A 20,678-nucleotide genomic window follows, 5' to 3' on the forward strand; every position below is an offset into this window, starting at 1 on the left:
TCCGCGTGGTGTGGCGGTAGTAGAGGCGGTCGACGTAGAGCCGCTCCTCCTCGGGGCTCCAGTTGGTGAGTCGCACGCAGCAGCGTGCGGGCCCACCTCTGTTTCCGGACAGCGCTATCGTCGCTTCCTGGTGAGGGTGGTCCAGCGCGGGTCGACGCGGTCGAGCCAGGCGTCCTGATCGTCGGCGAGAGGCTCCCGCAGGGGGAGCGCGAGGAAACGGCAGCGGAACACGAGGCCGGCATCACCCCCGTCGCCGTGCACGTGGTGTTCCCAGACGTCCGGGGTGTCGGCGGGCACTCGCAGGGAGAAGAAGCTGGTCCGTCGCGGCTGTCCCGTGTCGGGGTGGGGCTTGTCCTCCACGGCGACTCGCCCCACCACCGTCGCCGTCGACAGACCTGTTTCCTCGGCGACTTCCCGAAGGACCGCTTCCTCCAGTCCTTCGCCCGCTTCGACCCCGCCGGCAGGGACTTGGGTGCCCGCCTCCGGCATGCCCACGTGGTCGAAGACCAGGAGTTCGGGGGTCGTACGGTCTCGGACCACGTACGCGGCCACACGGATTCTCGGCTGATCCATCTCGGCAGTGTCCGTCATGAACGCCGATCGAGCCGTGTGACCGGTACGCCCGGTGGGGGTGCTTGGGTGTGCGTGGGTTCGCGTGGACTCACGGGAGCAGAGCGGGACCGGACTCGCGTACGAGGGACATCTCGGCGAACACCGTCTTGCCGACCGTGCGGTGCTCGATGCCCCACCTGTCGGCGATGTGCGCCACGATCAGCAGCCCCCGTCCGAAGCAGTCGGTATCCACGGGCTTGCGGGTGTCGGGCAGCCGTTCCGACCGGGGGTCGGCGACCTCGATCCGCAGGGCGGTCGCGGTGACCAGGAGCCGGACGCGGAAGAGGCGGTCCCGCAGAGCCCCGTGCAGCACCGCGTTGGTGGTCAACTCGCTCACCAGCAAGCCCACATCGTCGGCCAGGTCGTCGTACCCCCACTCCACGACGAGCCGCACGGCCCTGTGCCGGCTGCGCCGGACGCTGCCGGGCGTGGGCGTGTAGCTGAGCACGTCCTCATGGAGAACGGGTTCGGGGGCGGGGATTTCCTGGGCGGGCGTCATGGACACGTACCTCCGTGGAAACGGGCGGTGGCGATGCCGAGCCGGCGCCGGGCCGGTACGTCTCGGCGCAGGGCAGGACGGTGCACTTCCGCCGGTCGGCTCCGCTGAGCGAGCGGTGGAGCACTGAACGTAGCGCCCTCGTTATCCGGGACTCAAGGTTTCGGGGACTATATTCCCCGTACGAGTTACGGAGTCCTCCTGGGCGCAATGAGCTGCGAGACTGGGCCCGTTCACTGGGAGGGCTACATGCAGGCATCCGGTAGGAGCGCGGCCGGGAACCGGGTATCCACCGTTCTCGGCCGACGGCTGGGCGGGGAACTTCAGCGTCTGCGCGTCATGGCCGGTCAGACGCAGAAGCAGGCGGCGGAAGCGTTGAGCGCGACGCAGACCAAGGTCGTGAAGATGGAAAGCGGCTGGGTCCCCATGCGCGATCCGGACATCACGGCCCTCTGCGCGGCCTATGGGATCAGTGATCCGAAGGTCCTGGCCCACCTTTTGGAACTGGCCAAGACGGACCGTGAGAGGCGCAAGGTCAAGGGCTGGTGGAACGAGACGCCGACTTTGTCCACCCAGGTGGAGTACATCGCCATGGAGGACGCGGCGGTCCGGGTTCGCCAGTGGCAGATGGCGCTCATCCCTGGTCTCTTTCAGACCGCTGAGTACACCAGAGCCATGGGTGTGGCTGACATGTCGTGGGACGACCTCGACAGGATCGAGGATGTCGTTGCGGGAAGGGCCAAGCGGCAGCTGAAGTTGTACGGAGAGGCTCCACTGCGCATTCACGCAGTCATCTGGGAAGCTGCCTTCCGTCAGCTGATGGGAGGGCCGCAGGTGATGGCGCGGCAACTTGCTCATCTGTGTGAGTTGGCTGAACTACCCAACGTGCACATCCAGGTGCTTCCCTTTCGCGCCGGTGGCCACCCGTGCATCGGAGGCCCTTTCAACGTGCTCTCCTTCGGAGAAGATGAGGCGGTCGACGTGGTGCACATGGATACCCCGCGTTCCACGATCTGGGTGGAGGACGCGGAGGAATCTGCCGTGTTCGTGAGTCTCTTCAACCAGGCGTCCCGCATGAGCCTGTCGCCCTACGACTCGATCGGGTTCATCGACGACATTGCAAAGGGAATGAGCAAGTGAAGCCGTACCACTTCCATAAGTCGAGCTACAGCGCTACGTCCAGCGAGTGCGTCGAAGTGGCCCGCAACATCCCCGGCTCCGTGGCCGTCCGTGACTCCAAGCGCCCCGGCGGACCCGCCCTCGTCGTCACCCCCGCTGCCTGGGCCGCCTTCGCCGCCGACCCGGATCTCGCGGATGAGCCTTCGGCCGGCTGATCCGCCACCTTCCGGGCCGGAGTTGAGCGCGCAGGGGCCGGACTGGGATCGGATGTACGACTGCCAGGGCGACACGGAGCGTGTCCCGCGACTCCTGGACCAGGTGGAACGGGAGGACGACGCCGAGGCGTGGTGCGAACTGCGTCACCGGCTCGTGCTGGAGGACGACTGGGTGTTCCCCGCTTCCTTCGCCGCTCTGCCACGTCTGGTGCGGCTCGCGGAGACGCGTGGCCGGGCGCGCGGACTGGCGGGTGCGATCGTCCGGCGGGCGGGTTGCGACCACGGTTGCGAGGACCTGCTGGCAGGGTGCGCCGAGACGATCAGCGCGCTCGACGGACTCCTGGACCGATATCTGAGGACCCGGCCGTCCGACTACCTTCCCGCTTTCCGCGCCCTTCTCGGGGCGCGCGGGCAGTATCACTTGGCTGCCGTGCTGGACGACTTCGCGGACGACTTCTACCCGGTGGACTGTCCGCACTGCGGCGGGGAGACCACGATCGCCATCGGTGGCTACGGTCGCTATTCCGCGGTGCGGGACTGGAATCTGGGGGACGTGGACCGCAGGGAGCTGCGGCCGGCGTCCCCGGAGGAACTGTCCGGGACCGGCCGGTGGATGTACGCGACCGCGTCCCGGGACGGTGAGCAGGTGTTGGCCGAGGGCGTGGCCCACCTCTTCGGGCGGGCAGAATGCCCGCGCTGCGGCTCCGTGTTCAGCATTGCGGAGGAGTACGCGCTTGCGAACCTGCCCTCCTCCGGTGACTACCCGTCCGTCTGACGCGGTTCGCCGCGCGGCTCGCCGCTCAGTCTCGCGACGGGCGGTCGAGCCAGCGGCCGTCCTGGTACTCGGCGGGGATCTCGTCCTCCCACGGATCGATCCCGAGGCGCTCCAACTCCTCGAACCAACGGTCGCGCTGGGATTCCGGGAGGCGTCGTCCGCACCAGGGGCAGAAGTCGATGGTGCTCGCCGACGTGCCGCCGTCGTGGATGATCAGCCCGTACTGCTGGAACCGGGGGTCGAACTCGACCAGCGTGTCCGGGCAGGCGAAGGGGTCGTCGTGCTGGTCGCACTCCGGGCTCGCGTACCGGGTCATCGTTTCGCAGCAGTGATCGGACACGGTCTGGCGGCTCGCTCTCATCGGGATTTCGGGTGAAGTTACCCGGGCGATCCGATGGTGCCGCATCCCTTTTCCCGCGCGCGGAGCCACCGGGGCCGAGACGCTACCCCCGCCGGACCTCCGCCATGAAGCACCCGAACTCCACCGCCCGTACGTGCACCACTGCCACGGCCGGGTCCGCGAAGGTCTCGCGCAGGGCGTGGTCCGTCTCCGCCGCCCGTTCGCCCGGCAGTTCGACGAGGCCCGGCCGGCCGCTGTCCGGACTCGCCCTGCCGGCCGTCAGGGGTTCGTACGGGGCTCGGTAAGGGCGTTGACCTCGGGCGAGGGCACCCCCATCATCGACTGGTGATCATAGCTGCCGGAGGTCCGCCGGACTTCGTGCCCACTTTCATGCTGTTCGTCGGACTGGTGACGACCCTCCTGGGGGCTCTGCTCCTCTCCCCCCGGGGGGCCGCGTGGATGCGGAGCCGGGCCGAGAGCCAACGGCGGCGGGGTGTCGCCCCGGGAGCCGCTCCCCAGGCGTTCGCGCAGGAGGACGGGCCGAACCTCATGAGGATCGTCGCTCTGGTGTGGGTGATCGCGGGGCCGGTCATCGCTGTCGTGTGTGGCGCCGTGATCGTCCTCAACTGACCCTCCGAGGCGCTACCCCCGCCGCACCTCCGCCATGAAGCACCCGAACTCCACCGCCCGTACGTGCACCACTGCCACGGCCGGGTCCGCGAAGGTCTCGCGCAGGGCGTGGTCCATCTCCGCCGCCCGCTCGCGCGGCAGCTCCACGAGGTGTCCGCCGAGGATGTGCCCCCGGGCGTCGTAGGCCCGAAGCACCCTTCGGGGGCCGTGGAGCGGGGCCGGGTAGCCGGAACCGGAAGTCGGGCCGCCGCAGTCCTCGGCGTGGACGAAGACCGGGCCGCATTCGTCGTACGGCCCCGGTTCGGCGCCGGTCTCCTGGGCCCAGCGGCGCAGCGGGGCGTAAGAGACGAGGACGATCCGGTCGCCCTCCGCGCTCCGGCGGAGGCAGCAGCGGAGCGGGGCGCCGCCTTCCGGGTCGGTGATCGCCTTCCGGGCGTGGCCGGCGTCGTCCTGCAGACGGAGCTGGTCCAGCGTCGCGGGGGCGATGGCGTGTACTTCGTACGTCGTGGTCATGGGATCAGGGTTCCGGCGCGGAGCCTGCGGCGCTGGCGGGAATCGGACGTGACGTTTTCCGAGTGCGGTGGCCCTCGCCCGCCCGCTGCCGGGTGAGCTCCGCCCGGCTCCCGGCGGCGGGTGTCCCGTACTCCTCTCACCCGTGCGGGCGCTTGGCCGTTACCGATCGGGCGACCGGGTTACTCGTGAGGCATGACACCGACCCCTGCATCACCACAGGACAACGGAGAACCCACCGGACACCGCCGCTCCGAGCACCAGGACGCCGGTGGGTACGCCGGCGAGGACGTGCGCGGGCGGGAGACGGAGGACGTCGGGCCCGGCCCCGAGGTGGAGGCCAACGCTCCCGATACCCCGACCAGCATGCCCAAGCGCTCGTGGAGCGCGGTGCTGAGGCGGACGTTCAAGGAGTTCAAGAACGACGAGCTCGCCGACCGGGCGGCCTCCCTGACCTACTACGGCATCCTCGCGCTCTTCCCGGCGCTGCTGGTGCTGGTCTCGATCCTCGGTCTCGCCGGGGAGTCGACGACGCAGAAGGTCATGGACAATCTGAAGAAGCTCGCTCCCGGGCCGGCCCGCGACATACTGACCGACGCCGTGCGGCAGTTGCAGAACAACGGCGGGGTCGGGTCGCTGATGGCCGTCGTGGGCCTGGTGCTGGCGGTGTGGTCGGCGTCCGGCTACATCGCGGCGTTCATCCGTTCCTCCAACGCCGTCTACGACGTGCCCGAGGGGCGTCCGGTGTGGAAAATACTGCCTCTGCGTCTCGCACTGACCGTGGTCCTGATGGTGATGGCGGTGATCAGCGCCCTGATCGTGGTCTTCACGGGTCCCCTCGCGCGCCGTGCGGGCGAGACGCTGGGCGTCGGGGACACCGCGATGGCGGTGTGGTCGATCGCCAAGTGGCCCGTACTGGCTTTGCTGGTCACGCTCATGATCGCGATCCTCTACTGGGCCGCCCCCAACGCGCGTGGGAGGGGCTTTCGTTGGATCACCCCGGGGAGCTTTCTCGCTCTTCTGATCTGGCTGGTCGCTTCGGCCGGCTTCGCCCTCTACGTCGCCAACTTCGCTTCGTACAACAAGACGTACGGCACCCTCGCCGGGGTAGTCGTCTTTCTGGTGTGGTTGTGGATCACCAACCTGGCGATCCTCCTCGGCCTCGAATTCGACGCCGAGATGAGCCGGGAGCGTGCCATCGTCGGCGGCCTTCCCGAGAACGAGGAGCCGTACGTCGAACCGCGCGACACCTCCAAATGGACCGACGAGGACCGCCGTCGGCTCGGCTGATCCGTCCGGGACGCGCCGGGCTTCCGCGGCTCCTCGTCCCCGGACGAGTGGAAGGACACGACGACCGTGGACGGCATGACGAGCGACGGCGCGGGGGCGCGCCACCTGATCCCCGGCCTTGCGGCACTGCGGCGGGAAGACCGCCGGCTGACCCGGCGGGTGGCCCACTGGAGGTCGCCCGTGACGCGGGAGGTGCTTCCGGCGGTGGAGTCGGCGGCGGAGCGTACCAAGCTGTGGTGGGCGGCGGCCGGGGTGATGGTCGCCGTCGGCGGCCCCCGCCACCGCAGGGCCGCGATGGCCGGGCTGGCCGGCATGGGACTGGCGGAACTCCTCTCCAACGGGGTGGGCAAGCCGCTCTGCGAGCGACGCAGACCGCCCGCCGAGCTGATCCCGCACGACGGAGTGGAGGACCGCCCGGGCAGCTCCTCCTTTCCCTCCGGGCACACCGCCGCCGCGGTGGGGTTCACGGCGGCGGTCGCCGGTCTCTCTCCGCTCGTGGGCGCGGTGTGCGCGGTACCGGCCGCGCTGGTGGCCGTCGAGCGGGTGCAGTCGGGGGCGCACTACCCGAGCGACGTGGCCGTCGGCGCGGCCCTCGGGCTGACGAGTGCGTGGCTGGTACACCGCACGCCCGGGCTCTGGCGGGTCCTCCGCCCCCACGTGCGGTGACCGGCTGCGGTGATCCGGGCGCGTGCGCACGCGGGGGACCGTCCACGAGGGTGCCGTGCATGCGGAGATGCTGCCGGGGTAGCCGCAGATTGGCTCATTCATGACAATCCAGGACGTGCGGTGGACCACGCTCCCCCGGGGAGCGACGCTGCGAGGAGAGGCGGGCGAGGACCATGACCACGGTGGAGCACCCGGCCACAACGGCAGGGTCAGGAACGGGACGCGGCACCGGCCCGGGTTCGGGCGCCGGTGACGAGGGCGCGTCGGTCGGCGCGCTGGTGACCCAGGCGTCACAGCAGCTCTCCCAGCTGGTGCGGGACGAGATGCGCCTCGCGCAGGCGGAGATGACCCAGAAGGGCAAGCGATTCGGCCTGGGCGGTGGACTGTTCGGCGGCGCGGCAACGGTGGGATTCCTCGCGCTGGGCGCGCTGGTGACCGCCGGGATCGCGGGCCTGGCCACCGTGCTGCCCGTCTGGGCGGCGGCGCTGATCGTGGGTGCCGTGCTGGCGGCGGTCGCCTCGGTCCTGGCGGTGGAGGGCAAGAAGGAGATCGCCCTCGCCACCCCGCCCACCCCCCGGCGGGCCATCGACGACCTGAAGGCGGACGTGGCCGAGATCAAGGAGAAGGCACACCGATGAACGACATGCCCCGGTCCCAGAACCAGAACCAGAACCAGAACCAGCCCGTGACCCCGGCGCCGTACTCCGACGAGCCGGTGACCCCGGAGGAGCTCCGGCGAAAAGCGGAGGCGACCCGCGAGCAGCTCGGCCGGACGGTCGAGGCACTGGCGGAGAAGGCCGACGTGAAGGCCCAGGTCCAGCGGAAGGCGGAGGACGCCAAGGAGCAGGCCAGGCGCAAGGCGACGGAAGCCAAGGTCCAGGCCCGGCTGAAGGCCATGGACGCCAAGGCGCAGGTCCGGGACAAGACAGCCGTCGCCAAGGCCCAGGCGCGGGAGAAGGCCGCACGGGCCGGGCACGAGGCCGCCCGGATCGCCCGGGACGCGCAGGAGAAGCTCCCGCCTCCCGTGGTCGACCGGGCGATGCGCACCAAGGACCGGGTCACCTCGGCCGCCCACGCGGTGGCGGCCAAGGTCGAGGAGAAGACCCCGGTCGCGTTCGCGGAGCGGGCCGGCCGTGCTCAGCGGGCGGCCGGACGGCGGCGCGGGCCGCTGCTCGCGGTGGCCGCCGTCGCGCTGCTGGTGGTGGTCGCGAAGCGCCGTACCTCCGGGAAGCGTTGACGCCGTCACCGGCGGGGGAGACCCGGCGGTGAGGACGCCGCACCGAAGGGCCGGGCCCGGACTCGCAGGAGCCCGCCCGGCCCTTCGGTGCGGTGAGCGGGGGCGCCGCGAGTGTTCCTGCGGTGCGCGACACGCGTGTCGGACACGGCCTACGGACGCCGTCCCCGGGGCAGGGGTGGAGTCGGGCCCGCACAGGCCGCGCCCCTGTCGTACCGAAGCGGAGGAGACGGCGATGGCAACCGAGAGGGAGACGGGTACGGTCCCCGGGGAACGCGTCCCCGGGGACACGGAGTGGTGGAAGTCCGCGGTCGTCTACCAGGTCTACCCGCGCAGCTTCGCGGACTCGGACGGCGACGGGATCGGCGACCTGGACGGCATCACGGGTCGCCTGGACCACATCGCGGACCTGGGGGCGGACGTGCTCTGGCTGTCCCCGGTGTACCCCTCGCCGCAGGCGGACAACGGCTACGACATCAGCGACTACCAGGACATCGACCCCGTCTTCGGCGACCTGGACGCCTTCGACCGCCTGCTGGCCGCCGTGCACGAGCGCGGCATGAAACTGATCATGGACCTGGTGGTCAACCACACCTCGGACGCGCACCCGTGGTTCCAGGAGTCCCGCGACCCCGGTAGCCCCAAGCGCGACTGGTACTGGTGGCGTCCGCCGCGCGACGGCCGGCCGGGCGGCGTGACCGGCGCCGCCACGGGGCGCGAGGGCCGGGAGCCGAACGACTGGGGCTCGTTCTTCTCGGGCCCCGCCTGGACGTACGACGGGGCGAGCGGGGCGTACTACCTCCACCTGTTCGCGCCGGGCCAGCCCGACCTCAACTGGGAGAACCCCGAAGTGCGTCGGGCGGTGTACGCCATGATGCGGTGGTGGCTGGACCGGGGCGTGGACGGATTCCGGATGGACGTCGTCAACCTGATCTCCAAGAACCCGGCCCTGCCCGACGGTCTGCCGACCGGCGAGGGGCCGTACGGCGACGGCTCACCCCACTACGTCTGCGGCCCGCGCATCCACGAGTACCTCCAGGAGATGCACCGCGAGGTGATGGGCCGCTACCCCGGCCGGCTGCTCAGCGTCGGGGAGATGCCCGGGGTGACCGTCGAGCAGGCCCGGCTCTTCACCGATCCGCGTCGCGCGGAGCTCGACATGGTGTTCCAGTTCGAGCACGTGGGGCTGGATCACGGGCGCGGCAAGTTCGACCCGCGCCCGCTGCGCCTGACCGACCTGAAGGCCTCGCTGGGGCGCTGGCAGGAGGGCCTCGCGGACGTCGGCTGGAACAGCCTGTACTGGAACAACCACGACCAGCCCCGCGTGGTGTCCCGGTTCGGCGACGACGGCGCCCGGCACCGCACCCGTTCCGCGAAGATGCTGGCGACCGTGCTGCACCTGCACCGGGGCACCCCGTACGTCTATCAGGGCGAGGAACTCGGGATGGCCAACGCCCCGTTCGACACCATCGAGGACTTCCGGGACATCGAGTCGCTGCACCACTACGCCGAGTCCGTGCGTGCGGGCGCCCGGCCCGAGGACGTGCTGCCGGGCCTGCGCGCGATGGGCCGGGACAACGCGCGTACCCCCATGCAGTGGGACGCCTCCCGGCACGCGGGGTTCACCACCGGGACTCCGTGGCTCCCGGTCAACCCCGACCACACCGAGGTCAACGCCGAGGCGGCCGAGGCCGACACCGACTCCGTGCTCCACCACTACCGGCGGCTCATCGCGCTCCGGCACGACGAACCCTGCGTCGTGCACGGGGACTTCACGATGCTGCTGGCGGACGACGAGCGGATCTACGCGTTCACCCGCAGCCATGGCGGTACGACCCTGCTCGTGCTCGGGAACTTCACCGGCGACATAGTGGCCCTCGACCTGGCGGGAGCGGGAGCGGGCCTCGCGGGGTGGGAGGGCGCCGAGATCCTCCTCGACAACGGCCCGTCGGCCCCTCGCGAGCCCGGACGTCTGGTGCTCGCCCCCTGGGAGGCGAGGGTGCACCGCCGCAGGGGATGAGTCCGTGCCCGGGGGCGCCGCGAAGATGATCCGGGCGACCCCGGGTACTCGCGCCCCATGACTGTCTACGGATTTCACGCATCGCACGAACAGGTGCCTCCCGCAACGCTGTTGGCTGCCGCCGTCCGTGCCGAGCAGGCGGGTTTCACCGCCGCCATGTGCTCCGACCACTTCTCGCCCTGGAGCGTCCGGCAAGGTGAGTCCGGCTTCGCCTGGTCCTGGCTGGGGGCGGCGCTCCAGGCCACCGACAGCGTCCCGCTGGGCGTGGTCAACGCTCCCGGTCAGCGCTACCACCCCGCGATCGTCGCGCAGGCCATCGGGAGCCTCGCCGCGATGTACCCGGGCCGGTTCTGGGCCGCCCTGGGCAGCGGTGAGGCGTCCAACGAACACATCACCGGCACCGGCTGGCCGCGCAAGGAGGTCCGCAACGCCCGGCTGCGGGAGTGCGTCGACATCATCCGGGCGCTGCTGAACGGCGAGGAGGTGAGCCACGACGGCCTGGTGACCGTGGACCGGGCCCGGCTCTGGACGCTCCCCGAGGCGGTGCCGCCGCTGATCGGCGCCGCGTGCAGCGAGGAGACCGCGCGGTGGTGCGCCGAGTGGGCGGACGGTCTGATCACCGTCAACGCCCCGCACGCGACGCTGCGGCGGATCGTGGAGGCCTACCGCTCGGCGGGCGGCGCCGGACCCCTGCACCTCCAGGTGCACCTGAGCTGGGACCCCGACCCGGACACGGCCCTCGCCCTCGCGCACGACCAGTGGCGCACCAACGTGCACGGCCCGCCCGCCAGTTGGGACCTCGACTCCGCTGAGCTCTTCGACCACGTCAGTGAGCACGTGACGCCCGGGCGGGTCGCGGAGAGCGTCCGCGTCTCGGCCGACCTCGGCCAACACGCCGCCTGGCTCCAGGAGTACGCCGACCTCGGGTTCGACACGGTGATGCTGCACCACGTGGGGGTCGAACAGAGCGCCTTCATCGACGCGTTCGGCGAGAAGGTGCTGCCCCGACTCGACGTCACCCGGCCCGCCCCCGCCGTGGCGGGTGGTACCCGATGAGGCTGACCCGTACCTCCGACGTGTGGTGGAAGAACGCGGTCGTCTACTGCCTGGACGTGGAGACGTTCCAGGACGGCGACGGCGACGGAGTCGGTGACTTCGCCGGGCTCACCCAACGGATCGACCACCTGGTGCGCCTCGGTGTCACCTGCGTGTGGCTGATGCCCTTCTACCCGACCATGGAACGCGACGACGGATACGACATCACCGACTTCTACGGCGTCGATCCGAGGCTGGGCACCCTGGGCGACTTCACCGAGTTCGTGCGCACCGCCCGGGACCGGGGAATCCGGGTCATCGCCGACCTGGTGGTCAACCACACCTCGGACCAGCACCCCTGGTTCCTGGACGCCCGCTCCGGACGCGGTTCCGCCCACCGCGACTGGTACGTGTGGTGCGACACCCCGCCCGAGGACGGACCGCAGGGGGTCGTCTTCCCCGACGAGGAGAAGAGCGTCTGGGAGTACGACGAGGCGACCGAGCAGTACTACCTCCACCGCTTCTACAAGCAACAGCCCGATCTCAACGTCGCCAACCCCGCCGTGCGGGACGAGATAGCCCGCATCATGGGCTTCTGGACGGAGCTCGGGCTGTCCGGATTCCGCGTGGACGCGGTGCCCTTCCTGCTGGAGACCGACGGGCAGCAGGACGCGGACGGCCTGCCCGACCCGCACGCCTACCTCGCCGACCTGCGGGCCTTCCTCGGCCGCCGCAACGGCGAGGCGATCCTGCTGGGCGAGGTGAACCTGCCGTACGAGGACACCGCGAGGTTCTTCGGCGGCGCCGAGGCGGGCGAGGGCGACGAGCTGACCCTCTGCTTCGACTTCATCGGCATGCAGCGGATGTATCTGTCGATGGCCCGGGAGGACGCGGGCCCCCTGGCTGCGGCCCTGCGCGAGCGTCCGGTGCCGCCCCGCGACGCGCGCTGGGCGACCTTCGTCCGCAACCACGACGAACTGACGCTCGACAAACTCGACGAGGAGGAACGCGCCGAGGTCTTCGCCGCCTTCGGCCCCGACGAGGACATGCGGCTCTACGGCCGGGGGTTGCGCCGCAGGCTGCCGCCGATGGTCGCAGGGGACCGGCGCCGGGTGGAGCTGGCCTACAGCCTGCTGTTCACCCTGCCGGGGACCCCCGTGCTCTTCTACGGCGAGGAGATCGGGATGGGGGAGAACCTCGCCGCACCGGGCCGCCAGGCGGTGCGGACCCCCATGCAGTGGACGCCGGACAAGGGCGGGGGCTTCACCCGGGCCGAGGGTGTGACGCTGCCGAACCCGGTGGTGGAGGGCGCCTACGGCCCGAGGCGGGTCAACGTGCACGACCAGACGCACGATCCCGCCTCGCCGCTGTCCCGGATGCGGACCCTGATCGAGCGGTACCGCGACGCACCCGAACTGGCCTGGGGAGGCTGCGAGGTGCTCGACACCGACGACCCGGGCGTGCTGGCCCACCTCAGCTCGCTGCCGGAGGGTGCGGTGCTGGCGGTGCACAACTTCACCGGTGGGCCGCTCACCGCGTCCGTGGAGGTGCCGGGGCTGCGGGGCGGGCGTCTCCTCACCGACCTGCTCGGCGGCGAAGGGGCGAAGGCGGCGGCCGGCGGGCGGATCGACGTCGAGCTGGATCCGTACGGCTACCGCTGGCTCCGGGTGAACACCCCGCTCGACGACCCGGACCGCGCGGTCGAGGACTGATCACGGCCTCAGGCGTGTGCCGAACGTCCCGCCTGTCCCGCCCTCCGGGCCGGCGGCGCCACTTTCGACACACGCCCCAAGGGCGGACGTGGTACGCACCGGGCCCCCGCGCGAGGGATCGCACGGGGGCCCGGGCTCGTCCCGTCCGGTGCTCGTCCTGTCCGGTGCTCATCGCAACGGGAGAGGGGCCCGGTGCGCGGAGCGCGCGCGGTCCGGACCCCCCTCCAGGGCACCTGTGCGGGTGCCGGGACTACTTCTTGAATCCGTAGTCCAGCAGCTTCTTCACGTCGCTCGTCCGGGTCGTCTCGGACGTGGAGGCCAGGACGGCACCGATCACCGTCTTGCCGTTGCGGGTCGCGGCGAAGACCAGGCAGTACTTGGCGTTGCTCCCGGAGCCGGTCTTGACGCCGATCATGCCGCTGTAGCTGCTCAGCAGCTTGTTGGTGTTGGTCCACGACATGTAGCGGTAGCCACCGCTCTTCGTGGTGACCTTCTGCTTCGTGGACTTGGTGCTGACCACGGCGCGGAAGGTGGAGTTCTTCATGGCGCTGCTGGCGATCTTCGTCAGGTCGCGCGGCGTCGAGTAGTTCGAGCCATTGCTTATGCCGTCGAACGAGTCGAAGTGCGTGTTCTTCAGGCCGAGGGCCTTCGCGTCGGCGTTCATCTTGCCGAGGAAGGACTTCACGCGGGCGGCGCGGGTCGTGCCGACGCCGAACTTGTCGGCCAGCGCGTACGCGGCGTCGCAGCCGGACGGCAGCATCAGACCGTACAGCAGCTGACGCACGGTGACCTTGTCGCCGACGATCAGGTGCGCCGAGGAGGCGCCCTTGGCGACGATGTAGTCGCTGTACGCCTTCTGGATCGTGACGGTGCTGTTCAGGTTGAGGTTCTTCTGCGCCAGCACCACCTTGGCGGTCATGATCTTGGTGGTGGAGCCGGTGGCGCGGCGGGTGTCGGCGCCCTTGGAGTAGAGCGTCGAGGCGTTGGCGTTGTTCATCACGAACCCGCCGGGCGCGACGACGGTGGGCGTCGGAACCGTGGCCGCCTGCGCGGTGGTGGCGAGCGCCCCACCTGCGATGACGGCACCGGCCGTCAGGGTTACGGTCGCCGCGACAGAAGTGCGACGAATGCCCGCAATGCGGAATTTCAAGGTAAACGCTCCAAATGCCCTTGGAATGCGGCCGCATGGGAGCCGCTGATGGTGAGACTCCTGAGACGGCCGCTTGGATGTACGAACACGGGGGCGCGTTTGAGCGGCGTGCGGAGCGCTGCGCATCGTAGCGCGCGGGGTCGGCCGCTCGGCCGCCTGTGGGGCGGGTGATGCGCCTGGTACGAAAGGGCTCCAGCGGGGTTGGAGGGGTGTCCGGATCACGGACGGTTCCCTTCATGCGTCCATGTTGTATCTATGCTGTGTGCATGCCTGCCGCGCCTCCCGCATCCCCTGCTGCCCACCGGGCGGAACCCAAACCACCTCCCGCCGCCGAACGCGTCTACTCCCACGTCAAGGAGGCGGTTCTCGACCGCCGCTACGAGGGCGGGACCCTCCTCACCGAAGGGGACCTCGCCGAAGCGGTCGGCGTGTCCCGGACCCCGGTGCGCGAGGCGCTGCTCCGCCTCGAAGTGGAAGGGCTGATCAAGCTCTACCCGAAGAAGGGCGCACTCGTCCTCGCGGTCTCCGCGCAGGAGATCGCCGACGTCATCGAAACCCGCCTGCTGGTCGAGGAGTTCGCCGCCCGCAAGGCGGTGCCCGCCTCCCCTCGGCTGATCGTCCGGCTCGAAGAGCTGCTGGCCGAACAGAGCACCCTCGCGAGCGCCGGTGACCTGGCCGCCGTCTCCGTCGCCGACCGGTGCTTCCACGCCGAGATCGTGCGCAACGCGGGCAACCAGATCCTCTCCCGCCTCTACGACCAGCTCCGCGACCGGCAGTTGAGAATGGGCGTCGCCGTGATGGAGGCCCACCCCGACCGGATCGCCGCCAACATCACCGAGCACACCGAGCTGTTGGAAGCCATTCGATCGGGTGATGCCGACGCAGCCGCGCAGGTCGTCCGCCGGCACGTCGGCCGGGTCAAGGTGCTGGTGCGGGGTGAGGACCGATGAGTTCGGCAGCCGCGCCCACCCTCTCCCTGCCCGGAGATCCGCCGGGCGGACGCCGCGCCCTGTGGATCTGGGGCATCGGGGTCGGCGTCTACTTCGTGGCGATCATCTTCCGTACGAGCCTGGGGGTCGCCGGACTCGACGCCGCCGAGCGGTTCGACGTCAACGCCTCCGCCCTGTCGACCTTCTCCATCCTCCAGTTGCTGGTGTACGCGGGGATGCAGATACCCGTCGGCCTGATGGTCGACCGGCTCGGCACCAAGAAGGTCCTCACCCTCGGAGCGATCCTCTTCACCGCGGGCCAGCTCGGTTTCGCGCTTTCTCCCTCGTACGGCACCGCGCTCGCCTCGCGCGCGCTGCTCGGCTGCGGCGACGCCATGACCTTCATCAGCGTGCTGCGGCTCGGCGCCCGGTGGTTCCCGGCCCGGCGCGGACCGATGATCGGGCAGGTCGCCGCGCTCTTCGGGATGGCGGGCAACCTCGTCTCCACCCTGTTCATCGCCCGCGCCCTGCACGGCTTCGGCTGGACGGCCACCTTCGTCGGCAGTTCGCTCGCGGGCGTGGTGGTGCTGGTCGTGATGCTGCTGTTCCTGAAGGACCACCCCGAGGGCCACGAACCCCCGCCCGTGGAGCACGCGGGCTCCGCGTACGTACGCCGTCAGATCGCCGCGTCCTGGCGGGAGCCCGGCACCCGGCTAGGGATGTGGGTGCACTTCACCACGCAGTTCCCGGCGATGGTGTTCCTGCTGCTGTGGGGGCTGCCGTTCCTCGTGGAGGACCAGGGGCTGAGCCGGGGCACGGCCGGCACCCTGCTCACCCTGGTGGTGCTGGCGAACATGTCGGTGGGCCTCGTCTACGGGCAGGTCATCGCCCGCCACCACGCCGCCCGGCTGCCGCTCGCGCTCGGCACGGTCGCGGCCACGGCGACGCTCTGGGCGGCCACCATCTTCCACCCGGGCCATGCGCCGATGTGGCTGCTGATCGTGTTGTGCGTGGTGCTCGGCGCCTGCGGCCCCGCGTCGATGATCGGCTTCGACTTCGGCCGGCCCGCGAATCCGCCGGAGCGTCAGGGCACCGCCTCCGGCATCGTCAACATGGGCGGGTTCGTCGCCTCCATGACGACGCTGTTCCTGGTCGGCATGCTGCTCGACGCGACGGGCGACGACTACACGGTCGCGTTCTCCTCGGTGTTCTTCCTGGAGGCGCTCGGCGTCGTACAGATCCTGCGGCTGCGCGGGCGCGCGGCGGTGCGCGAGAGCGAACACCACGTGATCAGCCGGGTCGAAGCGGTGCACGTGCCGGTATGAGCACGGGCGTCGGGGCGCGTACGAGCCCTGACGAAGGGGCCTGGCGTACGGGGCGCCCGGTGTACGGGGCCCGGTGTACGGCGCCTGGCGTACGGGGCGCCCGGTGTACGGGGTCACCCGCCTTCGTGGGTGGCCCGCCGGGCGTGGGCGAACCCCCAGCCGACGAGCGCCGCGGCCAGGACGCTGAGCGCGAGGCCGGCGACCGCGGTGGACTCCCGGAACTGCGCGGTCTGCCGCGCGCTCCAGTGCGGGGCGGCGAGGGCGCCGGTGAACAGTGCGGCGAGGACCGTACCGGAGACGGCGACGCCGGAAACGACCTCGGAGACGGTGTCCACGAGCGCCGCGCCGATCGTGGTCCGGCTCTCGGGCAGCCCCCGGAGCACGTGGATCCCCGCGACGACCCCGCACACCCGCATCCCGACGGCCACCAGCACGAGGGCTAGCGCGACCCAGCCGTAGCCGTACCCGCCCAGCGGGGAGTACACGGCGAGCCCGGCCACGACCGCCGAGGCGCTGAGCCACGCGGCCCGTTCGAGCCCGGCCTGCTGCGCCACGAACTCCTCGCGACCTTCGCCCCGGTGCCCGACGACGTGCTCGAAGAGATCGTCGACACGGTCTTCCTGCCCCTCGTCCACTGACGTGTCGGCGGACCGGGTACTCCGCGACTACGGGGTCACGGCGAACCGGTGCAGGATGGCCGCCGCCAGGTCCTCGTCACCCTCGACCTTGACCCGGTCCGCGACGCTCGACGCCCGCACCCGCCCGCAGGCCAGCCGGTAGAACGTCTCCCAGTCCATCGCCAGCGTCACGGCGGGACCCAGCGACGGCGACCCGTCGATCGAACCTCGGCCCTCCGCGTCCACCCGGATCGTACGGAGGAACTCCAGCGGCCCCTGCACGTCGAGCACCACGGCCGAGTTCGGCGGGGCGCCCGCGTCCTTGGCGACGACCTTCGGCAGCGCCTCGAGCAGAGTGTCACGGACGATGTGGGCGCCCGGGGAGTCGAGGTTGCCGGGCTGCCCGAGTGCCACGCGCAGGTCCTGCTCGTGCACCCACACGTCGAAGGCCCGCATGTGCAGGGCCACTTCGAGGGTCTGCTCAGCGCCCAGGGGCGCCCGGACCATCGTCTCGGGCGCGCGCGACTCGTTCCGCAGCTGCCGGGAGCGGCGGATGATCGTGTACTCCAGCTCCGAGGTCATCTCGGGCGAGGTGTGGTGGCGCCGCACGTCGACCTGCATCTCCATGTACCGCGCCATGTCGCTCTGCACGTGGTAGAGATCGCGCGGCAGTGTGTGGATGGGCCGCGGGTCGCCGAGCTGCTCGCACTCCATGCCGATGATGTGCGACACGATGTCACGCACCGACCAGGCGGGGCACGGCGTACGGCGGTTCCAGTCCCCCTCGGCGAGCGGCAGCACCAGCTCCGTTATCGCCTCGATGGAGTGGGTCCAGGCGTCGGCGTAGGTCTGGAGGCTGGGATGGACGGTCACGGGACCCCTCGTGCGGTTCTTCGGAGCATGGGCTGGAGAGCAGGGAGTGCGGGCGGGTGGGCTGGCACTGACGGCGCTGTCTGCGAGCTGCGTGGGAGGTTCGTTCCTTCGGAAAGTTCCAAGTTACGCTGCGAGCAGGCACCCCGGCAGTGCTTTCGTGTGACGATCGTAGGCCGGTGTTGACGGCTCGAATGCCAGGACGGTGGTACTGTGCGCGCCTCTCTCATCCAGATCGCGGTAAATCCGGACGAACCTGTCAATCACCGCAGAGCGAGGGTGGCTTCGCTCGTGGTCGGCGAGGCGTCAGGTACGAATCCGGCCGACTTGGTGGTCCTGCCCGAACTCTGGCCGGTCGGCGCCTTCGACTTCACCGCGTTCGCTGCCGAGGCAGAGCCCCTCGAAGGCCCCACCCACGAGGTGATGTCCCGCGCGGCGGCTGAGGCAGGCGTCTGGCTGCACGCCGGATCGTTCGTCGAACGCGCCGCGGACGGCACCCTTTACAACACGTCCCTCGTCTTCGACCCCCGGGGCGAGCGGGTCGCCACCTACCGCAAGATCCACCGCTTCGGCTTCGACCAGGGCGAAGCGGTCCTGATGGGCGCCGGAGAGGACCTCGTCACCGTCCCCCTCCCGGACACCACCCTTGGCCTCGCCACCTGCTACGACCTCCGCTTCCCCGAACTCTTCCGGGGCCTCGTCGACGCGGGCGCCCAGACCCTCGTCGTCCCCGCCGGCTGGCCCGAACGCCGCCGCGCCCACTGGACCCTCCTCGCCCAGGCCCGAGCCGTCGAGAACCAGGCGTACGTCCTCGCCGTCGGCACCGCCGGCACCCACGCCGACGTCCCCCAGGCGGGCCACACCATCGCGGTCGACCCGTGGGGCGAGGTCCTTGCCGAGGCGGGGGCGGACGAGGAGATCCTGCGCGTCGAGTTCGACCCGGCGAAGGTGGACAAGACCCGTGCCCAGTTCCCGGCGCTGAAGGACCGTCGGCTGGGGGTGGAGCGGCCGGGGGTGGCGGGGTGACGGGCGGCTGCGGCGGGATCGGGGGCGACATGCCCGAGTCGGCGAAATTGGCCGATTCAGGGGCCGGCGCCGGGTAAAGGCCCAGGTCAGGAAGAGTGCTCCCCGCGCGTGCGGGGATGGTCCCAACGCCGCGCAGGTCGCCGAGCGCCGGGCGGCGTGCTCCCCGCGTGTGCGGGGATGGTCCCTGCCGCCGCTCCGTGGCCGATTCAGCCCTCGCGGAGGTCGTCCGTCGGTAGCCTCGCGGCATGGCGAACCGTGACGGCGTACACATCGAACTCGACAGCATTCTGCGGCAGTTGGAAGCCAATGGTCACGACGGTGTCCGGGTGGAGTTCGCCCCGGACGGCCGTGGCGGTAGAGATGGCGCGGTGGTTGCCGATGTGGCGGGTCAGGGGCTCCGCACGGCCAACGAAGTGGCCAACGAGGCGGCGCCGGACTCCGTCTGGGGGTCCTTCCTGACGGCGACTTTCGCGGGCGTCTCCGTGCTGGTGGACGGGTTGTGGAGTGAGGAGGCCCTGGTCCTGTGGCTGAAGACCTACGCCGATGAGCTGCGGGCGGGCGGGCTGTCGGGCGAGTTGCGGGCCACGAAGACCAGCCGGCTGCCGGACTGGCTTCGGCAGATCGCGGATCCGATGATGACGGCGTATGTCGCGCTGGACGCGCCGGACGATGCCGGGGTGACAGGCTGGTCCGAGCGGGCTGAGCGCTGGGCGGCTGAGGCCGGAGGCGACGCTTACGTCTCCAACGGCGGGATGAGTCAGCTCGACACCACTGGAGACGTGGCGGTGCACCTGGCCTCGGCGCTGCGCGTGGCTTCGTCCGGCACGCTGCTCCGCGCGGACGCGCAGGCTTCGCGGGCGGCCTTTGTCCATATCGACAGGGGCGGCCTGGGGACCTATCAGAACCATGACGCCTCCGCCTCCTCGGAAGCTCGGGTCGCCCGGGTTCGCGGGGCGATTCTTGCCGAAGCGGAGTACGCGTACTACGCGTTCATGGCACCGACGCCGCGCCAGGCGTCCCTCTGGGACGACCGCGATCGGGCCCTGCCGCTGCTGCGGCCCGAGGTTTCCGGCTTCGTGCTCCGCACGAACGCGGACCTGTGGAACCGGTTCGTCCCCGACGTCCACTGCATCCAGCTGCTCACCGACGAGCACTTGGCGAAGGTGTCGGACCTTTCGCGGTGGGACGTGACGCGGGTCGCTCCCGGACGGACGCTCGTCGAGGCGCCGGACCTGGCCGAGTGGCTCCGTCCCGAAGGACCCGCGCCGTCGACCGTCGACCGTGCGCGTGCCGATTTCGGCCGGGCCCTGGTATCCGCCGACGTTCTTCGATAGCGCTGCTTCCCGCACTCGGCCGCGCGCGGCGCCTCCCGGCGCCCCTGTTCCTCAGCCGTGTGCTCCCCGCACGTGCGGGGACGCACCCGCTGCCCCCGCATGTCGCCGGGCCGGCGGGTGCGATCGCCCTAGTCGGCGAACTGCGGGTCTTCGGCCTGGCTGTAGATCTCCTTGCCGGACGCGTCGAAGGCGTGGACGTAGGCGGTCGGGCCCGCGAAGTGCGGGTCGGGGGTGGACGTACCGGTGGAGAGAGCCGCCGCGTAGGCGAACGCGCCGCCCGCCATGGCTGCCGGGTACTGCTTCGGGTCGTCGCCGTAACTGATCGTGATCTTGGTGACGTTGGATGCGTAGTGGCCGGCGCCCAGCGTGAGGTAGTGCCCCGTGCCGGCCCGCGTGCCCATCGAGTCGAAGTACTCGATCGTGTGACCGGCGCCCCACAGACGATCGTTGATGAACGTGGGTGGGGAGTCCGGGCTGTTGCCCTTGTCGCCCTTGGACTCGCACTGCACGTACTGGCCGGCGGAGTCGACGGCGACGACCACGCCGTCCCAGTTCTGCGAGGCGATCGGCGTGCGGACCGCGAGTACCGCGTGGTAGCGCGACGCGTCCGAACCCAGGCAGGAGGCCAAGATCTTGGCGACGGTCCCGGCGGCGATCGGGGTGGTGGTCGTGCTGGTGACGGTGGCCGCGGCCGGGGTGGTCGTCTCGGCGGGCGCCGCGACGGTTCCGCCCGAGACGGAGCCGTCCGCCGCGCTTTCGCCGGCGCTCGCGCT

General features: G+C 70.8%; 22 protein-coding genes and 2 pseudogenes. 16 read left to right on the forward strand and 8 right to left on the reverse strand.

Annotation, left to right across the window (positions count from 1 at the left end; all coding sequences use genetic code 11):
* Positions 1–114 precede the first annotated feature (114 nt).
* Both ACWD3D_RS16980 and ACWD3D_RS16985 read right to left on the reverse strand, forming a co-directional pair.
* On the reverse strand, positions 115–573 hold the full coding sequence (locus ACWD3D_RS16980; protein ID WP_451461641.1) for an NUDIX hydrolase: 459 nt from the start codon (positions 571–573) through the stop codon (positions 115–117).
* Positions 574–661: 88 nt separating this feature from the next.
* The gene (locus ACWD3D_RS16985) at positions 662–1,111 is read right to left on the reverse strand and encodes an ATP-binding protein (RefSeq protein ID WP_451461642.1); all 450 of its coding nucleotides are present in this window, start codon (positions 1,109–1,111) and stop codon (positions 662–664) included.
* 246 nt (positions 1,112–1,357) lie between these two features.
* Here ACWD3D_RS16985 and ACWD3D_RS16990 point away from each other — a divergent pair, with 246 nt between their 5' ends.
* From ACWD3D_RS16990 to ACWD3D_RS17000, 3 genes are read left to right on the forward strand one after another with little or no spacing between them, the layout of a single operon-like run.
* The gene (locus tag ACWD3D_RS16990) at positions 1,358–2,248 is read left to right on the forward strand and encodes a helix-turn-helix domain-containing protein (protein ID WP_451461643.1); all 891 of its coding nucleotides are present in this window, start codon (positions 1,358–1,360) and stop codon (positions 2,246–2,248) included.
* Positions 2,245–2,442 carry a DUF397 domain-containing protein gene (locus tag ACWD3D_RS16995; protein ID WP_451461644.1) on the forward strand — a complete coding sequence of 66 codons (198 nt, stop codon included), beginning with the start codon at positions 2,245–2,247 and terminating at the stop codon, positions 2,440–2,442. The genes ACWD3D_RS16990 and ACWD3D_RS16995 overlap by 4 nt, the downstream gene beginning before the upstream one ends.
* A gap of 52 nt (positions 2,443–2,494) precedes the next feature.
* Entirely contained in the window at positions 2,495–3,217 is a 723-nt protein-coding gene (locus ACWD3D_RS17000) for a hypothetical protein (protein ID WP_451461645.1), read from the forward strand.
* A 25-nt stretch (positions 3,218–3,242) separates the two neighbouring features.
* On the opposite strand, the gene ACWD3D_RS17005 is transcribed toward ACWD3D_RS17000, so the two are convergent.
* Entirely contained in the window at positions 3,243–3,578 is a 336-nt protein-coding gene (locus ACWD3D_RS17005) for a DUF6980 family protein (RefSeq protein ID WP_451461646.1), read from the reverse strand.
* An 82-nt stretch (positions 3,579–3,660) separates the two neighbouring features.
* Positions 3,661–3,798, reverse strand: a pseudogene (locus ACWD3D_RS17010) (DUF1203 domain-containing protein); the annotation flags it as partial.
* A gap of 104 nt (positions 3,799–3,902) precedes the next feature.
* On the opposite strand from ACWD3D_RS17010, the gene ACWD3D_RS17015 reads away from it, so the two are divergent.
* Positions 3,903–4,187 (forward strand): hypothetical protein, encoded by a 285-nt coding sequence (locus ACWD3D_RS17015; RefSeq protein ID WP_451461647.1) that lies wholly within the window; start codon positions 3,903–3,905, stop codon positions 4,185–4,187.
* Between the two features lie 12 nt (positions 4,188–4,199).
* Here the strand turns inward: ACWD3D_RS17015 and ACWD3D_RS17020 are convergent, their stop codons facing one another.
* Positions 4,200–4,700 carry a DUF1203 domain-containing protein gene (locus ACWD3D_RS17020; RefSeq protein WP_451461648.1) on the reverse strand — a complete coding sequence of 167 codons (501 nt, stop codon included), beginning with the start codon at positions 4,698–4,700 and terminating at the stop codon, positions 4,200–4,202.
* Between the two features lie 192 nt (positions 4,701–4,892).
* On the opposite strand from ACWD3D_RS17020, the gene ACWD3D_RS17025 reads away from it, so the two are divergent.
* From ACWD3D_RS17025 to ACWD3D_RS17055, 7 genes are all read left to right on the forward strand, one after another.
* Complete coding sequence (locus ACWD3D_RS17025; protein ID WP_451461649.1) at positions 4,893–5,987, forward strand: YihY/virulence factor BrkB family protein; 1,095 nt, start codon at positions 4,893–4,895, stop codon at positions 5,985–5,987.
* A gap of 75 nt (positions 5,988–6,062) precedes the next feature.
* The gene (locus ACWD3D_RS17030) at positions 6,063–6,653 is read left to right on the forward strand and encodes a phosphatase PAP2 family protein (RefSeq protein ID WP_451461650.1); all 591 of its coding nucleotides are present in this window, start codon (positions 6,063–6,065) and stop codon (positions 6,651–6,653) included.
* Between the two features lie 173 nt (positions 6,654–6,826).
* A complete protein-coding gene (locus ACWD3D_RS17035; protein ID WP_451461651.1) occupies positions 6,827–7,291 on the forward strand; it encodes a phage holin family protein in 465 nt (154 codons plus the stop codon).
* A complete protein-coding gene (locus tag ACWD3D_RS17040) occupies positions 7,288–7,890 on the forward strand; it encodes a DUF3618 domain-containing protein (RefSeq protein WP_451461652.1) in 603 nt (200 codons plus the stop codon). The genes ACWD3D_RS17035 and ACWD3D_RS17040 overlap by 4 nt, the downstream gene beginning before the upstream one ends.
* Before the next feature lie 232 nt (positions 7,891–8,122).
* A complete protein-coding gene (locus tag ACWD3D_RS17045) occupies positions 8,123–9,907 on the forward strand; it encodes a glycoside hydrolase family 13 protein (protein WP_451461653.1) in 1,785 nt (594 codons plus the stop codon).
* A gap of 57 nt (positions 9,908–9,964) precedes the next feature.
* The gene (locus tag ACWD3D_RS17050; RefSeq protein WP_451461654.1) at positions 9,965–10,963 is read left to right on the forward strand and encodes a TIGR03885 family FMN-dependent LLM class oxidoreductase; all 999 of its coding nucleotides are present in this window, start codon (positions 9,965–9,967) and stop codon (positions 10,961–10,963) included.
* Positions 10,960–12,654, forward strand: coding sequence for an alpha-amylase family protein (locus ACWD3D_RS17055; RefSeq protein WP_451461655.1), 1,695 nt, complete (start codon positions 10,960–10,962; stop codon positions 12,652–12,654). The genes ACWD3D_RS17050 and ACWD3D_RS17055 overlap by 4 nt, the downstream gene beginning before the upstream one ends.
* A gap of 250 nt (positions 12,655–12,904) precedes the next feature.
* Here the strand turns inward: ACWD3D_RS17055 and ACWD3D_RS17060 are convergent, their stop codons facing one another.
* Positions 12,905–13,804, reverse strand: coding sequence for a D-alanyl-D-alanine carboxypeptidase family protein (locus tag ACWD3D_RS17060; RefSeq protein WP_451461656.1), 900 nt, complete (start codon positions 13,802–13,804; stop codon positions 12,905–12,907).
* Positions 13,805–14,070: 266 nt separating this feature from the next.
* On the opposite strand from ACWD3D_RS17060, the gene ACWD3D_RS17065 reads away from it, so the two are divergent.
* The 3 genes and pseudogenes from ACWD3D_RS17065 to ACWD3D_RS17075 form a co-directional block, all read left to right on the forward strand.
* A complete protein-coding gene (locus ACWD3D_RS17065; protein ID WP_451461657.1) occupies positions 14,071–14,754 on the forward strand; it encodes a GntR family transcriptional regulator in 684 nt (227 codons plus the stop codon).
* On the forward strand, positions 14,751–16,058 hold the full coding sequence (locus tag ACWD3D_RS17070) for an MFS transporter (protein WP_451461658.1): 1,308 nt from the start codon (positions 14,751–14,753) through the stop codon (positions 16,056–16,058). The genes ACWD3D_RS17065 and ACWD3D_RS17070 overlap by 4 nt, the downstream gene beginning before the upstream one ends.
* Positions 16,059–16,585: 527 nt before the next feature.
* A pseudogene (locus ACWD3D_RS17075) lies at positions 16,586–16,696 on the forward strand (TetR family transcriptional regulator); the annotation flags it as partial.
* A 27-nt stretch (positions 16,697–16,723) separates the two neighbouring features.
* Here the strand turns inward: ACWD3D_RS17075 and ACWD3D_RS17080 are convergent.
* Positions 16,724–17,548 (reverse strand): maleylpyruvate isomerase family mycothiol-dependent enzyme, encoded by an 825-nt coding sequence (locus ACWD3D_RS17080; protein WP_451461659.1) that lies wholly within the window; start codon positions 17,546–17,548, stop codon positions 16,724–16,726.
* A gap of 210 nt (positions 17,549–17,758) precedes the next feature.
* On the opposite strand from ACWD3D_RS17080, the gene ACWD3D_RS17085 reads away from it, so the two are divergent.
* Both ACWD3D_RS17085 and ACWD3D_RS17090 read left to right on the forward strand, forming a co-directional pair.
* The gene (locus ACWD3D_RS17085; protein ID WP_451461660.1) at positions 17,759–18,571 is read left to right on the forward strand and encodes a carbon-nitrogen family hydrolase; all 813 of its coding nucleotides are present in this window, start codon (positions 17,759–17,761) and stop codon (positions 18,569–18,571) included.
* Between the two features lie 245 nt (positions 18,572–18,816).
* The gene (locus ACWD3D_RS17090; protein WP_451461661.1) at positions 18,817–19,905 is read left to right on the forward strand and encodes a hypothetical protein; all 1,089 of its coding nucleotides are present in this window, start codon (positions 18,817–18,819) and stop codon (positions 19,903–19,905) included.
* Between the two features lie 128 nt (positions 19,906–20,033).
* Here ACWD3D_RS17090 and ACWD3D_RS17095 read toward each other — a convergent pair.
* A partial coding sequence (locus ACWD3D_RS17095) for a hypothetical protein (protein ID WP_451461662.1) occupies positions 20,034–20,678 on the reverse strand: 645 nt, incomplete at its 5' end.

Source organism: Streptomyces sp. NPDC002690 (assembly GCF_053592415.1).

Excerpts from the sequence above, each read along its gene's own strand:
- ACWD3D_RS17005 (WP_451461646.1), bottom strand. The coding sequence starts at position 3,578 with ATGAGAGCGAGCCGCCAGACCGTGTCCGATCACTGCTGCGAAACGATG.
- ACWD3D_RS17055 (WP_451461655.1), top strand. The coding sequence starts at position 10,960 with ATGAGGCTGACCCGTACCTCCGACGTGTGGTGGAAGAACGCGGTCGTC.
- ACWD3D_RS17025 (WP_451461649.1), top strand. The coding sequence starts at position 4,893 with ATGACACCGACCCCTGCATCACCACAGGACAACGGAGAACCCACCGGA.
- ACWD3D_RS17065 (WP_451461657.1), top strand. The coding sequence starts at position 14,071 with ATGCCTGCCGCGCCTCCCGCATCCCCTGCTGCCCACCGGGCGGAACCC.
- ACWD3D_RS17090 (WP_451461661.1), top strand. The coding sequence starts at position 18,817 with ATGGCGAACCGTGACGGCGTACACATCGAACTCGACAGCATTCTGCGG.
- ACWD3D_RS17040 (WP_451461652.1), top strand. The coding sequence starts at position 7,288 with ATGAACGACATGCCCCGGTCCCAGAACCAGAACCAGAACCAGAACCAG.
- ACWD3D_RS17030 (WP_451461650.1), top strand. The coding sequence starts at position 6,063 with ATGACGAGCGACGGCGCGGGGGCGCGCCACCTGATCCCCGGCCTTGCG.
- ACWD3D_RS17045 (WP_451461653.1), top strand. The coding sequence starts at position 8,123 with ATGGCAACCGAGAGGGAGACGGGTACGGTCCCCGGGGAACGCGTCCCC.
- ACWD3D_RS16980 (WP_451461641.1), bottom strand. The coding sequence starts at position 573 with ATGGATCAGCCGAGAATCCGTGTGGCCGCGTACGTGGTCCGAGACCGT.
- ACWD3D_RS17070 (WP_451461658.1), top strand. The coding sequence starts at position 14,751 with ATGAGTTCGGCAGCCGCGCCCACCCTCTCCCTGCCCGGAGATCCGCCG.
- ACWD3D_RS16990 (WP_451461643.1), top strand. The coding sequence starts at position 1,358 with ATGCAGGCATCCGGTAGGAGCGCGGCCGGGAACCGGGTATCCACCGTT.
- ACWD3D_RS17020 (WP_451461648.1), bottom strand. The coding sequence starts at position 4,700 with ATGACCACGACGTACGAAGTACACGCCATCGCCCCCGCGACGCTGGAC.
- ACWD3D_RS17000 (WP_451461645.1), top strand. The coding sequence starts at position 2,495 with ATGTACGACTGCCAGGGCGACACGGAGCGTGTCCCGCGACTCCTGGAC.
- ACWD3D_RS17035 (WP_451461651.1), top strand. The coding sequence starts at position 6,827 with ATGACCACGGTGGAGCACCCGGCCACAACGGCAGGGTCAGGAACGGGA.
- ACWD3D_RS16985 (WP_451461642.1), bottom strand. The coding sequence starts at position 1,111 with ATGACGCCCGCCCAGGAAATCCCCGCCCCCGAACCCGTTCTCCATGAG.
- ACWD3D_RS17050 (WP_451461654.1), top strand. The coding sequence starts at position 9,965 with ATGACTGTCTACGGATTTCACGCATCGCACGAACAGGTGCCTCCCGCA.